At 50.9% G+C, this 14,592-nt stretch carries 13 protein-coding genes; 12 read left to right on the plus strand and 1 reads right to left on the minus strand.

The genetic code is table 11. The annotated features are described in order from the left end of the window. Positions 1-10 precede the first annotated feature (10 nt). The 8 genes from BCF53_RS15345 (at position 11) to BCF53_RS15380 (ending at position 8,126) form a co-directional block, all read left to right on the plus strand. Positions 11-1,087: a pilus assembly protein PilM gene (locus BCF53_RS15345; protein WP_132702952.1), complete on the plus strand. Its 1,077-nt coding sequence runs from the start codon at positions 11-13 to the stop codon at positions 1,085-1,087. Next, positions 1,074-1,643, plus strand: coding sequence for a PilN domain-containing protein (locus tag BCF53_RS15350; protein WP_132702954.1), 570 nt, complete (start codon positions 1,074-1,076; stop codon positions 1,641-1,643). The genes BCF53_RS15345 and BCF53_RS15350 overlap by 14 nt, the downstream gene beginning before the upstream one ends. Then, positions 1,640-2,278 carry a type IV pilus inner membrane component PilO gene (locus BCF53_RS15355; RefSeq protein ID WP_207902754.1) on the plus strand — a complete coding sequence of 213 codons (639 nt, stop codon included), beginning with the start codon at positions 1,640-1,642 and terminating at the stop codon, positions 2,276-2,278. Before BCF53_RS15350 ends, BCF53_RS15355 begins: the two co-directional genes overlap by 4 nt. Then, complete coding sequence (locus BCF53_RS15360; protein WP_132702956.1) at positions 2,278-2,829, plus strand: pilus assembly protein PilP; 552 nt, start codon at positions 2,278-2,280, stop codon at positions 2,827-2,829. Before BCF53_RS15355 ends, BCF53_RS15360 begins: the two co-directional genes overlap by 1 nt. A gap of 12 nt (positions 2,830-2,841) precedes the next feature. Next, complete coding sequence (locus BCF53_RS15365; RefSeq protein ID WP_132702958.1) at positions 2,842-4,983, plus strand: type IV pilus secretin PilQ; 2,142 nt, start codon at positions 2,842-2,844, stop codon at positions 4,981-4,983. Further along, positions 4,983-5,519, plus strand: a complete 537-nt coding sequence (locus BCF53_RS15370) for a shikimate kinase (protein ID WP_132702960.1) — start codon at positions 4,983-4,985, stop codon at positions 5,517-5,519. The genes BCF53_RS15365 and BCF53_RS15370 overlap by 1 nt, the downstream gene beginning before the upstream one ends. Further along, a complete protein-coding gene (aroB, locus tag BCF53_RS15375) occupies positions 5,500-6,582 on the plus strand; it encodes a 3-dehydroquinate synthase (RefSeq protein ID WP_132702962.1) in 1,083 nt (360 codons plus the stop codon). The genes BCF53_RS15370 and aroB overlap by 20 nt, the downstream gene beginning before the upstream one ends. Before the next feature lie 80 nt (positions 6,583-6,662). Continuing rightward, positions 6,663-8,126, plus strand: coding sequence for an SPOR domain-containing protein (locus BCF53_RS15380; RefSeq protein ID WP_132702963.1), 1,464 nt, complete (start codon positions 6,663-6,665; stop codon positions 8,124-8,126). Here the strand turns inward: BCF53_RS15380 and BCF53_RS15385 are convergent. Beyond that, on the minus strand, positions 8,115-8,681 hold the full coding sequence (locus BCF53_RS15385) for an acyl carrier protein phosphodiesterase (RefSeq protein WP_132702964.1): 567 nt from the start codon (positions 8,679-8,681) through the stop codon (positions 8,115-8,117). The two genes, BCF53_RS15380 and BCF53_RS15385, sit on opposite strands and share 12 nt — an antisense overlap. A 69-nt stretch (positions 8,682-8,750) precedes the next feature. Here BCF53_RS15385 and hemE point away from each other — a divergent pair, with 69 nt between their 5' ends. From hemE to BCF53_RS15405, 4 genes are all read left to right on the plus strand, one after another. After that, positions 8,751-9,827, plus strand: coding sequence for a uroporphyrinogen decarboxylase (gene hemE / locus BCF53_RS15390; protein ID WP_279389140.1), 1,077 nt, complete (start codon positions 8,751-8,753; stop codon positions 9,825-9,827). 65 nt (positions 9,828-9,892) lie between these two features. Further along, positions 9,893-12,139, plus strand: coding sequence for a DNA topoisomerase IV subunit A (gene parC, locus BCF53_RS15395; RefSeq protein WP_132702966.1), 2,247 nt, complete (start codon positions 9,893-9,895; stop codon positions 12,137-12,139). A 76-nt stretch (positions 12,140-12,215) separates the two neighbouring features. Next, positions 12,216-14,309 carry a putative bifunctional diguanylate cyclase/phosphodiesterase gene (locus tag BCF53_RS15400; RefSeq protein ID WP_132702967.1) on the plus strand — a complete coding sequence of 698 codons (2,094 nt, stop codon included), beginning with the start codon at positions 12,216-12,218 and terminating at the stop codon, positions 14,307-14,309. After that, positions 14,309-14,584, plus strand: a complete 276-nt coding sequence (locus BCF53_RS15405) for a late competence development ComFB family protein (RefSeq protein WP_132702968.1) — start codon at positions 14,309-14,311, stop codon at positions 14,582-14,584. Before BCF53_RS15400 ends, BCF53_RS15405 begins: the two co-directional genes overlap by 1 nt. The last annotated feature ends 8 nt before the right edge of the window (positions 14,585-14,592 follow it).

Consider the following 14,592-nt stretch of genomic DNA (forward strand, 5'->3'; position numbering starts at 1 on the left):
GGAAATATCGGTGGCCTCCTTATTCAAAAAGAAGCAAAAAAGGTTACTTGGCATCGACATCAGTTCTACCTCAGTGAAGCTGATGGAGCTGAGTCGTTCTGGTGATGGATATCGGGTAGAAGCATACGCTGTAGAGCCATTGCCTGATAATGCCGTGGTTGAAAAAAATATCAACGATGAAACCAGCGTTGGTGAAGCGATTGAAAAGCTGAAATCCAAGTCTCGGACCAAACTGACCGAAGCTGCGGTTGCGGTTGCCGGTTCTTCGGTGATCACCAAAACCATCGAGATGGGCGCAGACTTGTCTGAAGATCAGATGGAAACCGATATTCAGGTTCAGGCTGATCAGTACATTCCCTATCCTTTAGATGAAGTTGCGATCGATTTTGAAGTGCAGGGGCCTTCGCAGAAGGGAGATAACCTGGTTGATGTTCTGCTCGCCGCCTGCCGGAAAGAAAACGTCGAATATCGTGAAACTGCATTGGGTATTGCCAATATCGCCTGCAAGGCTGTAGATGTAGAGGCTTTTGCTCTGGAGCGGGTTTATACGCTGCTTGCACAGCAACTTGAACAAACCGATGACAGCCTGACGGTTGCCATCGTCGATATCGGTCACACCATGACCACGCTGAGCGTGTTGAATGATGGTAAAACTATTTATACCCGCGAGCAGCTGTTCGGGGGTAAGCAACTGACCGAAGAAGTTATGCGCCGCTATGGCATGACTCAGGCAGAAGCTGGCCTGGCCAAAAAACAGGGTGGCTTGCCGGACGACTATCCAAGTGAAGTTCTGGAGCCGTTTAAAGAGGCGATTGTTCAGCAGGTTAGCCGTTCATTGCAGTTTTTCTTTGCTGCTTCACAGTATAACGATGTCGATTACATTATCCTTGCCGGCGGTACGGCTTCGATCCCTGGTCTTGCTCAGAGAGTTCAGGAAAAAATCGGAACCAATACATTAATCGCCAACCCGTTTGCAAATATGACTCTATCCAACAAAGTTAATGCTGCTAATCTGACTAACGATGCTCCAGCAATGATGATTGCTTGTGGTTTAGCATTAAGGAGTTTCGAAGATGGCAAATATTGATTTACGCCCCTGGCGTGAAGAGCGTCGAAAAGCTCGACAGAGTCAATTTGTTACCATTTTAGTTGGTGTTTTGGTCGCAGCAGCAGCAGTTGGCTGGTTCTGGAATCAATCCGTTCAAAACCAGATCAGCACTCAAAATTCTCGCAATGCCTATCTGGAAAACAAAATCAAAGAGTTGGACAGTAAGATTGAAGAGATCCAACAGCTGCGCAGTAAGCGGGAGCAGCTGATTGATCGAATGGAGGTCGTACAAAGCCTTCAGGGTGACCGTCCTATTATCGTTCACGTCTTTGAAGAGCTGGTTCGTTCAACGCCGGATGGTGTTTACTTCCGCAGGCTGGATTCTAAAGGCAACACCATTTCAATTTCCGCTCGGGCAGATAAGGCCGCCAGTATTTCAGACTTTCTCCGTAATCTTGATGCCTCTCCTTGGTTTGATAATACCTTTATGCAGAAGATGGAATCTATTAAAGAGGGCCAGGAGGTTGTCGGTCACACATTCGAGCTTCGGGTTAATCGGGTAAATCCTCTGAAGACAGAGGAGGATCAACAATGAAGATGAAAGCGTTCTTTGAAGGGTTCAAGCAGGAAAACTTCGATTATCAAAATCCCGACTTTAACAATATGGGCTCTTGGCCATTAGCCATCAAAATAACAACCTGTCTGCTGTTGAGTGTGTTGATCGTGTTCGGGTTTTATTGGTTCCTTATTAAAGATTCCTATTCCAGATACGATCGTGTTGTTTCCAGAGAGCCTACGCTGAAGCAGCAATATCAAACTAAATCTTTCCAGGTCGCCAATCTGGATGCGTTCAAGCTACAACTCACCGAGATGCAGGAAAACTTTGATGTGCTGCTGTCTCAGTTGCCGGAAGATGTGAAAATGCCGGGCCTGATTGATGATATCAGTACCACCGGAACACAGAGCGGCCTGGAGGTCGATCGTATAGAACCAGCCAATGATGTGGTTAAAGAGTTCTATATCGAGACCCCGATTAGCATTACAGTGAATGGCTCTTACCATGAGATGGGCAACTTTGTCAGTTCAATGGCGGCCATTCCAAGGATTGTAACCCTGCATGACTTTTCGCTAGAGGGTGTGGCTCGCTCAAATGATGAGAACGATTCTGAAGCGCCTCTGAAAATGACCATTCTGGCTAAGACTTACCGTTACAAGGGAGGCGATGAGTAATGAGCGTTGTTAATAAAGCTCTTGTTGTTCTTGTTTTGCCTTTGGTGCTCTTTTCCTGTGTTAAGCAGGACCCTCTGACAGATTTAAAGGCATTCGTTCAGGAACAGGATTCCCGACCTAAAGGTAAAATTCCACCACCTCCGGAGTTTGCTCAGCCAGAGTTCGTTTCTTACACCGCCAGTAGCTTGCGTTCACCATTTGAAGTGCCCAGGCCTGTAGAGCTGGTAGCAGAAGAAAAGAATGCACCGAAAAGCAATGTGTCGCCTGACTTTGGGCGTGTAAAGGAATACCTGGAAACGTTTCGTATTGAAAATATCTCCATGGTCGGCACGCTCTATGGCCTTGACGCTGAAGAGGTGCTGTGGGCATTGGTAAAAGACGCGCAGGGCGAAGTTCATAAGGTTCGGGTAGGGAATTACCTGGGGCGTAACTTTGGTCGTATCGTTGATATTAGTGAAACTCAGATTGATCTGATTGAGATCGTTCCATCCGGCAAAGAGAACTGGGTCGAAAGACCGCGGGTGATCTTGCTGAATGGTCTGGATCAATAAAGGGGTTGTAAGATGAAAATAGTGAAGGTACAAGAAAAAATGAAGCGTTTAGGGACTTTCTTCGCGTTAGTGCTTGCAGCCAAAGCGTTTGCAGTAAACCTGACTGATTTTGAAGTTCTCTCATTGTCAGGTGACCGGACTCAGGTGGTGTTGACATTCGATGGTGCTGCCCCGGAGCCGGTGGGTTACAGTATCGAAGACCCGGCACGAATCTCTCTTGATTTTGTCGGTGCTTCCAGCCAACTCGATAGCAAGTATATTCAAATTGGTAGTGGCAACACCCGCAATGCGGCTGTTTTGGATACTGGAGATCGGGTGCGTATTGTTTTCAGCCTCTCTCAATTGGTTTCCTACGCGTCTGAAGTGAATGGTAACGTGCTTTCGGTTTTCATCGGGGATGGTGTTCAATCTCTGGTTTCCGACAAGCCTAAAGGGCCAGCTGTCACTCAGCCTGCGCCAGCAACTGCAGCCGCGCCAGCACCGAAAGCGATAGCCAAGGCCTCCAATGAGGTATCTGATGTCGATTTCCGCCGCACTGAAGCCGGTGCCGGTCAGGTTGCTATTCAGTTTGCCAATTCAGGCGCTAATGCATCTGTCTATGAAGAGGCAGGCGACATTGTGATTCGGGTTGAAGATTTTGAAGTGCCTTCTGAACTGCGTCGCCGTCTGGATGTTATTGATTTTGCAACGGCGGTTCACTACATCAGTGTGTTCAATGAAGACAATGACGCCTATATCCGCCTTGATGTAGATGGCGCCTATGACTACCTCGCTTATCAGTCTGACAACAGCATGACCGTTGAAGTAAACCAGTTAACCGAGGAAGAAGCTGAAGCCCGTCTGAAAGAGAAATTCCCGTACACCGGTGAAAAGCTATCACTGAATTTCCAGGATGTGGAAGTGCGTGATGTCCTGCAGATTATGGCGAATTATGTTGGCTTTAACCTTGTCGCTTCAGATTCGATCAGTGGTTCCATTACCCTGCGTCTGAACAATGTGCCGTGGGATCAGGCACTCGACCTGGTATTGAATACCAACGGTCTGGATAAGCGTCAGTCCGGTAACGTTTTACGCATTGCGCCTTCAGCTGAGCTGGCAGAGCAGGATAAATTAGCCCTGGAGGCGAGAGATCAGGCAGAAAAACTGGCCGCTCTAAGAACAGAATATGTGCAGATCAATTATGCCAAAGCGGAAGATATTGCGACTATCATTAACTCTGCAGATCGTACCACCGCAACAACAACGGAATTGAATCAGCTGGGTCAAACGACCGTTGAGACGACCGGTAACGGATTCCTCTCATCCCGCGGCAGTATCGTTGTTGATTCGCGAACCAATACACTGGTCATTACCGACACCGCGACAAATTTGGAAGGTATCCGTAAAGCCATCGCAATTTTCGATGTGCCGGTACGACAAGTGCTGATTGAAGCCCGCATCGTATCTGCCCGAACTTCCATCGATGAGGGTTTGGGTGTGCAATGGGGCGGACAGATTTATGAAGATGTTGGCTCAGGTAACTTCCATGCGTCCGGTTCTTTGGATCAGAACGCAAACACGGTAGACGACGACGGGGAAACCATCGACTTTGACGACATGCTGGCAGTCGGTCTTCCGTTAGACAGCAACACCGGGTCGTTTGCAATTGGCTTTACCCAGGGGCTGTTTGATATTGAGCTGGAAATTTCCGCACTGGAATCGACCGGTCAGGCTGAAGTAATTTCTCAACCAAAAGTGATTACTCAGGATGGTCAGCAGGCAAGCATCTTCTCCGGTCAGAACGTTGCAATTCTGGGTGAATTGGTTGAAGCAGGTCTGAAACTGGATGTGACGCCACAGATTACCCCGGACGACCGTGTGGTATTAAACCTGACTGTAAACCAGGATTCAGTATCAACCACTTCCAGCTCCGGTTTGACCGCAATCGATACCAATACCGTAACCACACAGGTATTGGTTGAGAATGGTGCAACGCTGGTGCTGGGTGGTGTATATCGTGTAGAAACCAGTTGGACAGAAGACAAAACACCATTCTTTGGTGACCTGCCGGTCATCGGCAACCTGTTCAAACGTGAAACATCATCAGACGAAAAATCCGAGCTGTTGATCTTTATCACGCCTACATTGATTGAAGAGGACATGCTTTTTAACTAATGCTTCTTCAGAAACATGTAATCCTAATAGGACCAATGGGCGCTGGCAAAAGCACCATTGGTCGCTTTATATCTGAACAACTTACTTGTCCTTTTGTTGACCTCGATAAAGTCATAGAAAACCGAGCAGGGGCTTCTATACCCTGGATCTTTGATATCGAAGGCGAGCAGGGCTTTCGTGAGCGGGAAACTGCCGCACTCGATGAGGTGCTAAGAGAACCGCCGCAAATCATAGCCACCGGCGGCGGTTGTATTCTAAAGCCTGAAAATCAAAAAATGCTGCAGCAGGGAATCACTGTTTATTTGGTTACCTCGATCGAGCAGCAGTTAGAGCGCACCGCGAAGGATAAGAATCGACCACTTCTACAGGCTGAAAATCCGGAAGACATTCTGGCCGGCCTTGCACAGACCCGTAATCCGATATACGAGCGTCTGGCCGATATTGAGGTTGTCACAAACTGTAAACCACCAAAATTAGTTGCGCAGGAAATACTGCAGCATCTCTCAGAGCCAAACCATGAAAACTCTTCAAGTTGATTTAGCTGAACGCAGCTACCCGATCTATATTGGTAATTGTCTAACCAACCCGGACTTAATTGTCGAAACCTTACCGCACAAAGAAATTGTTATCGTTTCTAATGAAACAGTGGCCCCGCTGTATCTTGAAACGGTGAAAGCTCCACTGGTGAATGCCGGCAAGCGTGTTGAAGCCGTAGTGTTACCGGACGGCGAAAAGTTCAAGACCCTTGATACAGTCAATAAAATCTTTGATGTCTTACTCGAAGGTAATTTCAGCCGGAAGGTGGCCCTGGTCGCACTGGGTGGCGGTGTTATTGGTGACATGACTGGTTTTGCTGCCGCCTGTTATCAGCGCGGCGTTGATTTCGTGCAGGTACCCACTACCTTATTGTCTCAGGTCGATTCTTCAGTGGGTGGTAAAACCGGCGTGAATCACCCGCTGGGCAAAAATATGATTGGTGCTTTTAAGCAGCCTCTTGCGGTATTGATTGATCCTTCCACCCTGACGACATTACCGCCCAAGGAATTTTCTGCCGGCTTTGCCGAAGTTATTAAGCACGGTGTTATTCAGGATGAATCCTATTTCGCCTACCTTGAGCAGAATCTGGATAAGATTTTCAGCCTGGATCTTGCAACTCTGGCAGACGTTATCGAGGGCTCCTGCCAAATTAAGCGTTCTGTTATTGAGCAGGATGAGACCGAACAAAACATACGAGCGATCCTGAATTTAGGACACACCTTTGGCCATGCCATTGAAACAACAATGGGCTACGGTGTCTGGTTGCACGGTGAAGCTGTCGCGGTAGGAATGCTTATGGCGGCCGATTTGTCGGCTCGCATGGGTAATATTGAGCCGTCTGTTGTTGCGCGTATTAAAACCTTGGTGAATGCTGCAGCGCTTCCGGTCGAGGTGCCGGAGAAAATGACACCTGAAAACTTTCTGGCAGCCATGTATCGGGATAAAAAAGTTGAGTCCGGCACGCTGCGACTGGTGTTGATTACGGCATTGGGTCAGGCGGAAGTGACCGCAGAATTTGATAGTGCATTACTGAGTGAGACGCTAAGTCATTTTTGCCGTTGAGGTTTGCGCGGGTAAAAGTCGCTAGACAGCCCGAATATTTGCCGTTTAAATAAATTGGATTAGTTTTGGAGAGCTGGCTGATGGACCTGTCTGAACAATCCGAGCGTATGCAAGAACACTACAACCTGCACCACGATCCGTTTGGTGCACTGGTTGATGCTATGGTATTCAGTGGTGCCGGTGGCCGCTATGAGGCTGCCGAAACCATCCGCCACCTGCTTTCTTACAGCCCACAAGAAATCCTGCTTTATGGTCAACCCGGTAGCGGTAAGCGCACGCTGGCACAGCATGTTCTGAAAATGCTGGAAGATCACTGGCGCATCGCCTGGATTGATGGCTCCGATACCGAGTCTGTTGTGGCATTGCTCAAAGAGGTTGTTGGCCAGCTGGGTTTGGGTTTGCGTGTAGAAAGTAACCCGGAGCTGTTGCTGCCGCAGTTGGTCGAACTGGCTTCCCAAAGAGCACAAAACGATGAAATGTTTTTAATCGTGGTGCAATTTGCTGATCGCCTGCCCAAGGACGTATTTTCCTGTTTACAGCAGATCAGAGGCTTGAGTGAAGATACCGAGTTTCGTATTCGTCAGTTCTGGTTAGCGGATTCCGTCGAAAAGCTGCCGGCCGCTCTGGATGAAGAAGCCTGTTATGCACACGAACTCACCCCCTTTGCTCCGCTCGATGCCAGCCAGTATCTGAAAGACAGGCTGGTTGCCGCCGGTGGTATGAATATCTTTCCCTTTACGGAAAAGGATATAAGCCGGTTGAATCAGTTGGCAAAGGGGTTGCCAATGGAACTCAACGAAATTGCGCGTGACTATCTGATTGGCTCAACCTTTAAAACAACCGAGAAGAAGCAGGCTTTTCCAGTCACCCATGTCATTGCCGGCCTGGCAGCCCTTTGCCTGGTTGTGCTCGCCTTCCTTTACAATGCCAATGTAAAAAAAACCGATGAAATCGAAATTCAATCGGCAATCACGCCTGTCGCAGAAAGCGGAATGACCTCCATTGAAGAAAAGCTTGCCAAGGCCGTGGCTAAGGTAGAGGCAATTCAGGCGCAACCTAATGCCGAACGTGAATCAGCTGCATTAACGCCACAGAAGGCAGCGGAAGTTAAGTCTGACGTGACCACCGCCCCCGTTGAACCTGAACAAGCCGTGGTTGCGCAGCCTGAGGTCGTTAGTGAGGTTGAGAGTAAGGCTGTTGAAGAGCCAAAGGCCCCCGCAGAGCCCGTGCAGCAAGCAGAAGTGGTTGATATAAAGCCGTCATCAACACGCTTGATTGATATCGCAGCCGATGCTGAGTTCACCATGCAGTTGATTGGTGTCCGCGAACGGGAAAAGCTGGTTCCGCTGAAAGCTAAGTTCAGTCAGCCGGAAAAGGTTGATCTGGTAGAAACTCAGTATAAAGGATTGCCTTGGTTTATTCTGATCTACGGCCGTTACACCACGAAAGAGGCGGCCGTAAAAGACGCTGCATCGCTACCGGAGCCGTTTGCCGGTCAGCAACCCTGGTACCGCACCTTTGCGGCTATTCGCTCAGATATGTGACCTGAGCATATCGATATACTGATCAAGCGTAGATTCAAAGTCATACGTCCAGTCGATCGCCAGAGGTGCGTTCTGTTCAATCGGGTTCTGAAAACGGACCCGGCGGGCAACCCCGAGTAGCGCATTATGAATTCCCTTTCTGGAGCGGTAACCGACAAACCAATCGTATTGCATCATTGAGCTGAGGGTACGTTGCAGCCGTTCTGGTGCGGGCAACTCATCAAAGGCTGCAATTTTTGCATAGGCGGCATTGGAAAATTGCTCCAGCGGCAGGCTGTGGTAGTTGCGCCAGTGAATGGCAATGTGATGGTCGAGCATCATATCGATGATAACCGGCGTTGTTTTCCTGAACACCGGCCTCAGCTGCTCTCTTACCGGCAACAGAATTTCGCTGTTATCTGTTAGCCGGTCGATGTACTGGTGCCGGTCGAAGTGGCTGAAAAAGCTTGCCGAGCAGGTTCCTTCGGCAGGCCTTCTGGCAAAGTCCGGCCACAGGCTGCCTGCCAGGGCGGCGGGCGTGTCGTCAGAGAAAAGGCAATGCCCGAGAAAGTTCATATCAAACTAAATGCCGTCGTAAGTCGGTGGAACAGCCAGTATACTGCCAGCAAAAGAATTATCAGGTATATCACAGTGACAGAATTACAAAATGACCGCTTTTTACGCGCCTTACTCAAGCAACCCGTAGACCGCACTCCAATCTGGATGATGCGTCAGGCCGGCCGGTATTTGCCGGAGTACCGTGAAACCAGAGCGCGGGCCGGAGATTTTCTCAGTCTGTGCAAGAATGCCGATCTGGCCTGTGAGGTCACGCTGCAGCCGTTGGAGCGTTATCCGCTGGATGCTGCCATTTTGTTTTCCGATATTCTGACCATTCCTGATGCCATGGGCCTGGGGCTTTATTTTGAAACCGGTGAAGGCCCCAAGTTTCGGCAAACCATCCGCAGCGAGCAGGATTTTGCTCTGCTGAGCCGCCCGAAAATGGATGATGAGCTGGGCTACGTCATGAATGCCGTCAGCACTATCCGGCGTGAGCTCAATGGCCGGGTGCCGCTCATTGGCTTTACCGGCAGCCCGTGGACGCTGGCAACCTACATGATCGAAGGTGGCAGCAGTAAAGACTTCCGCCACAGTAAGGCCATGCTTTACAGCAACCCGGCACTGATGCACGCCTTGTTGGATCAGCTGGCCGAGGTAATTATTGACTATCTCAATGCACAGATAGCCGCCGGTGCTCAGGCTGTGCAGATATTTGATTCCTGGGGTGGGGCGCTCAGCCATCGCGCCTATACAGAATTTTCATTGCAGTACATGACTAAGATTGTCGCTGGTTTGAACCGGGAAGCCGAGGGCCGCAAGGTGCCGGTTATTCTCTTTACCAAAGGCGGCGGCCAGTGGCTGGAGGCGATGGCTGAAAGCGGAGCAGATGCACTGGGCCTGGATTGGACCACATCACTGGCAGATGCGCGCTCACGCGTCGGTGATAAGGTTGCCCTGCAGGGCAATATGGACCCGAGCGTGCTGTACGCCAAGCCGGAATATATTCGTCAGGAGGTGGGCCAGATTCTGCAGGAGTACGGCCAGGGCAGCGGCCATGTATTCAACCTCGGTCACGGTATTCATCAGTTTGTAGACCCGGACCATGCCAAAGCATTTATCGAAGCGGTGGTTGAGCTGTCACCTCAATATCACACCCAGCGATAGCATTGTGTGTATTACCCTAAATTGAGACACTACCGCTAATCGATTGATTTTTAACAGGTTCTTTCATGTCAGAACACAGCACAGATTTTACTGAATCACTTTCGCTGAGCGAATTTACCGAAAAGGCGTATCTGGACTACTCCATGTACGTCATTCTGGACCGCGCCCTGCCGCATGTTGGCGATGGATTGAAGCCGGTTCAGCGGCGCATCATATACGCTATGAGCGAGCTCGGCCTGCGTAATACCTCTAAGCATAAAAAGTCGGCTCGTACCGTCGGTGACGTGCTGGGTAAGTATCACCCGCATGGTGACAGTGCCTGTTATGAAGCCATGGTGCTGATGGCTCAGCCGTTTTCCTATCGCTACCCGATGGTTGATGGTCAGGGCAACTGGGGTTCACCGGACGATCCCAAGTCGTTCGCCGCTATGCGATACACCGAATCCCGTTTACACAAGAACGCACAGATTCTTCTGGAAGAGCTGGGGCAGGGCACCGTTGACTGGTCACCGAACTTCGATGGCAGCCTGAATGAGCCGAATGTCTTGCCGGCGCGCTTGCCGCATGTGTTGCTTAACGGCACCACGGGTATTGCCGTGGGCATGGCGACGGATATTCCTCCGCATAATATCAAGGAAGTGGCCGCCGCTTGTGTTCACCTGATTGACCAACCCGAAGCCACTGTTGCTGATCTGATGCTGCATGTTCGTGGCCCGGATTACGCCACCGGTGCCGAACTGATTACCCCGAAGGAAGAGCTGCGCAAGGTTTATGAAACCGGTCGTGGCTCGGTACGTCTGCGCGCTAAGTTTGTCAGGGAAGCGGGCGACATCATTATCACCGAGTTACCGCATCAGGTTTCCGGCTCTAAGGTGCTGGAGCAGATCGCCGCACAGATGCAGGCCAAAAAACTGCCGATGGTTGCCGATCTGCGCGACGAGTCAGACCATGAAAACCCAACCCGTCTGGTGATTGAACCGCGCAGCAACCGGGTTGACATCGACGCATTGATGAACCACCTGTTCGCGACCACCGATCTGGAGAAGACCGCTCGCGTGAACCTTAATGTGATCGGTGTTGATGGTCGTCCGAAGGTGAAATCGCTGGTGGGCATTCTGACAGAATGGCTGGAATTCCGTACCGAAACCGTACGCCGCCGGTTGCAGTACCGACTCGATAAGGTGAATGCTCGCCTGCATATTCTCGATGGCCTGTTGATTGCCTATCTGAATATCGATGAGATTATTGAGATTATCCGTACCGAGGAAGATCCGAAAGCCGAGCTGATGGCGCGCTTTGGTTTAAGCGACATTCAGGCTGAGGCAATTCTGGAAATCAAGTTGCGTCAGCTGGCCAAACTGGAAGAAATCAAGATTCGTGGTGAGCAGGATGAGCTTTCGGCCGAGCGTGAAAAGCTGGAAAAAATTCTGGGTTCGAAGGCGCGCATGCGTACCCTGATCAAGAAAGAAATCCTCGCCGATGCCGAAACCTATGGTGATGATCGCCGAACCGCTCTGGTGACGCGCGCAGAAGCGGCGGCATTCAGCGAAACCGATATTCTGCCTTCGGAAGCAGTCAGCGTCATTCTTTCTGAGCGCGGCTGGATTCGTTCTGCCAAAGGCCATGATATTGACCCGACCGGTTTAAGCTACAAGGCCGGCGATGCCTTCGCCTATATGGCTCAGGGCAAGAGCAATGAGTCAACGGTGTTAATCGATTCGACCGGCCGGTCTTATTCGCTGGCAACGCATATGCTGCCGTCAGCGCGTGGCCAGGGCGAGCCGGTGACGACCAAGCTTAACCCTCAACCGGGCGCAGCGATGAAAGCCTTGCTGCTGGGGCAGCCGGAAGAACAGTACCTGCTGTGCTCAGATGCCGGTTACGGCTTTGTCGCCAAGCTTGCCGACATGGTCAGTAAGAATAAGGCCGGTAAGGCGTTGTTGAGCCTGCCGTCGAATGCCCAGGTGCTGCCGCCGCAACCGGTTGGTCAGTTTGCCACCGACTATCTGGCTGCGGTCAGCAACGAAGGGCGTCTGCTGGTGTTTCCGCTGAGAGATCTGCCCGAGCTTGCCAAGGGCAAAGGCAATAAGATCATCAACATACCGGCTTCCCGTGCGTCCAGCGGTGAAGAGGTGATGGTCAGTGCCGTTGTGCTGGGTGCAGACGATACCCTGCTGGTCTATTCCGGTAAGCGTAAGCTGAAGCTGAAAGGCTCTGATCTGGAACACTACCAGGGCGAGCGAGGTCGCCGGGGTAATAAACTGCCACGAGGCTTCCAGAGTGTTTCCGGGCTGGGCGTCGAGAATAAATAAAGCCAGTCAGAGCAGGATGAATAACAGCAAAGCCTGCTAGACTGAGTGAAGGTACTTTTTCAGGTATGTTTTTTTCGTGAATGCACGACGGTCCTTATTTGCTCTGGTTTTTGTAGCGTTGGTCGTTTTACTGGTTGCCATCGGGCTGGGTATTAAGCTCAGCCGGCTGGCGTCGGTCACCAACTCTCTGGTCGTGGCTTACGATGCCCTGGGTCAGTGGGTTGAGCATGCCGAGCATTCACTGTCAGCCACTGAAGTGCTTGATCTGCACGCTGGTTTGCTGATCGATAACCTGCCCGAAACCCTGGGCGAGGAAGACCTCTCTGCAGCCGAACTCACCGCGTTCATTCAGGATTATCCGCTGGATCAATCGGATTTAGCGCGCGCCACCGAATTGCAGTCGATGCTGGTTTGGGAGCTGTTTGAATGCCACCGCCTGCAGGTGTACTTCACTCAGCTGATCAATTACGCGCGGGCTGGCTTGACCCTACTGTTGCTGTCTATCGCCGGCATGGCCTTTTTTATGGGCCGTCGGGCGCAGGATTATCGCCTGGCACCATTTCCTGAAGATAACCCCAATCCGGTGCTTGGCCTGACCTACTCCGGCAAGCTGATCTATCAGAACTCGGCCGCGTTGAGTGCCTTAAAGCAGCTGATGCCAGACTGTGATGACGCCACCCAGATGCTGCCCGAGGATTACAAAGAGCGGCTTTATGACCTGAAGCGTGAAAAACAGACTCAGGCCGTGTGGATTCGGCATCTGGAAGATCGAATCTACCAATTCAGTGTGCAGCTTCTGAAGAACCATGGCCGAATCCATATCTATGGTGAAGACATTACCGAGCAGGAACAGATTCGAGCCCGGAATGCCTTTATCGCCTATCACGATCCGGTTTGTCTGCTGGCAAACCGCCAGCGCTATGAGCAACTGGTTGATGAAGTTAAGAGCCAGAGCCTCGACCTGACGCTGATAATAACCCGGGTTTCCGGTACCTCCGCGGTGTTGTCGAGTCAGGGCTTGGAGGTGGCCGATCAGTATGTGCGCGAACTGTCGATGAGACTCCGTACCGCTTATCAGGCGGTCGATACCTTTGGCGAGCGCAAGGCCGTTGTGATCCGGTTCGATAACAGCCGGTTTGGCTGCTTATACTTCGGCAAGCTCAGCGACCGGCAGTACCGCTATTTGGCCAAATTGCTGGACCAGTGCGCTGAAGCGCCCTTTGTTTCAGATACCCGGGAGCACTACTTCAAGCTCGAAAGCGGTGCCGTTTGCGAGAAATCCTCTCAGTCGTCTCAATTTATAATGCAGCGGGCCAACATAGCGCTCAGTACGGCAAGAAGCAGTCATGAAAGCTTTCTGTTGTTCGATGAGTCGGTGGCTGAAAAACTGCTGGAAGCGGAGCGGATTCAGCAGGAGCTTCGCTATGCTGTACAGCTGGATGAGCTCAGTATTCATTATCAGCCGCAGCAGGATTTGCGTACCGGTGAGCTGGTGGGCTTTGAAGCCTTGATGCGCTGGAACAACAAAGGCCAGTCGGTGCCGCCATCGGTGTTTATTCCAATTGCCGAGCGAACCGGGCTTATTCAGAGTATGGGTAACTGGGGCATGCGTGAAGTGCTCCGGCAAAGCGTGGAATGGCAGAAGCATCCGGAGCTGAAAACCGGAAAGATTGCCTTTAACGTCTCGGCACAGGAATTCTCACGGCAGGACTTCATCGAATCCATCGAGGTGGCGCTGGTCGACTATCCGGCATTGCCCGAGTCTATCCAGGTGGAGCTGACCGAAAGCATCCTGGTTGAAGATGAACGGGCGGCAATAGAAACCATGCATACGCTGAAGTCGCTGGGCTTTACCCTGGCCATTGATGATTTCGGTACCGGCTATTCCTCGTTCAGTTACCTGTCGCGTTTTCCTGTGGATAAACTGAAAATAGACCGCTCCTTCATCGTCAATATTGCCCGAGGCGAGCGCGATATCGCCATCATTGCGGCGATGGTCGATGTGGCCCATCAGTTGGGTATCAAGGTCATCGCAGAAGGCGTTGAAACCCAAGAAGAAAAAGACGTTCTGATCCGGCTGGGTTGCGATCAGATACAGGGGTATTTCTACGGCAAACCAATGAGCGCCACCGATGCGACATTGTTTTGTTCTAACAAGGAGAAAGCCTAATGAGCTTTGAAAGTCAGATCTCTAATTTTTATGAAAAACTGGTGGCAGATGAGTTTGACCGCCGCCAGGAAAGCCTTCAACTGAGTGAAGATCAGCAGATCGATATTGCCTGTGTGGCATTGAATCAGTTGCCGTCACGTTACTACCGGTTTTCTGTGGACATGGCTTTTTATCTGGAAGCAGCCGATTACCGTGAGATGGAAAAGGCGGTAAAAGAGGCTGTCGATTACGCCATTGAGTTTGTCAAAACCCACAAGAGCCGCGTAGCTGAATAACTGAGTCA

The sequence above is a fragment of the Reinekea marinisedimentorum genome (genome assembly GCF_004341165.1).
Taxonomy (GTDB): Bacteria; Pseudomonadota; Gammaproteobacteria; order Pseudomonadales; family Natronospirillaceae; genus Reinekea; species Reinekea marinisedimentorum.

Bases quoted from the DNA above. Each gene is read 5' to 3' on its own strand.
- aroB (WP_132702962.1), top strand. From the start codon at position 5,500: ATGAAAACTCTTCAAGTTGATTTAGCTGAACGCAGCTACCCGATCTAT.
- parC (WP_132702966.1), top strand. From the start codon at position 9,893: ATGTCAGAACACAGCACAGATTTTACTGAATCACTTTCGCTGAGCGAA.
- BCF53_RS15365 (WP_132702958.1), top strand. From the start codon at position 2,842: ATGAAAATAGTGAAGGTACAAGAAAAAATGAAGCGTTTAGGGACTTTC.
- BCF53_RS15360 (WP_132702956.1), top strand. From the start codon at position 2,278: ATGAGCGTTGTTAATAAAGCTCTTGTTGTTCTTGTTTTGCCTTTGGTG.
- BCF53_RS15405 (WP_132702968.1), top strand. From the start codon at position 14,309: ATGAGCTTTGAAAGTCAGATCTCTAATTTTTATGAAAAACTGGTGGCA.
- BCF53_RS15355 (WP_207902754.1), top strand. From the start codon at position 1,640: ATGAAGATGAAAGCGTTCTTTGAAGGGTTCAAGCAGGAAAACTTCGAT.
- BCF53_RS15385 (WP_132702964.1), bottom strand. From the start codon at position 8,681: ATGAACTTTCTCGGGCATTGCCTTTTCTCTGACGACACGCCCGCCGCC.
- BCF53_RS15380 (WP_132702963.1), top strand. From the start codon at position 6,663: ATGGACCTGTCTGAACAATCCGAGCGTATGCAAGAACACTACAACCTG.
- BCF53_RS15370 (WP_132702960.1), top strand. From the start codon at position 4,983: ATGCTTCTTCAGAAACATGTAATCCTAATAGGACCAATGGGCGCTGGC.
- BCF53_RS15350 (WP_132702954.1), top strand. From the start codon at position 1,074: ATGGCAAATATTGATTTACGCCCCTGGCGTGAAGAGCGTCGAAAAGCT.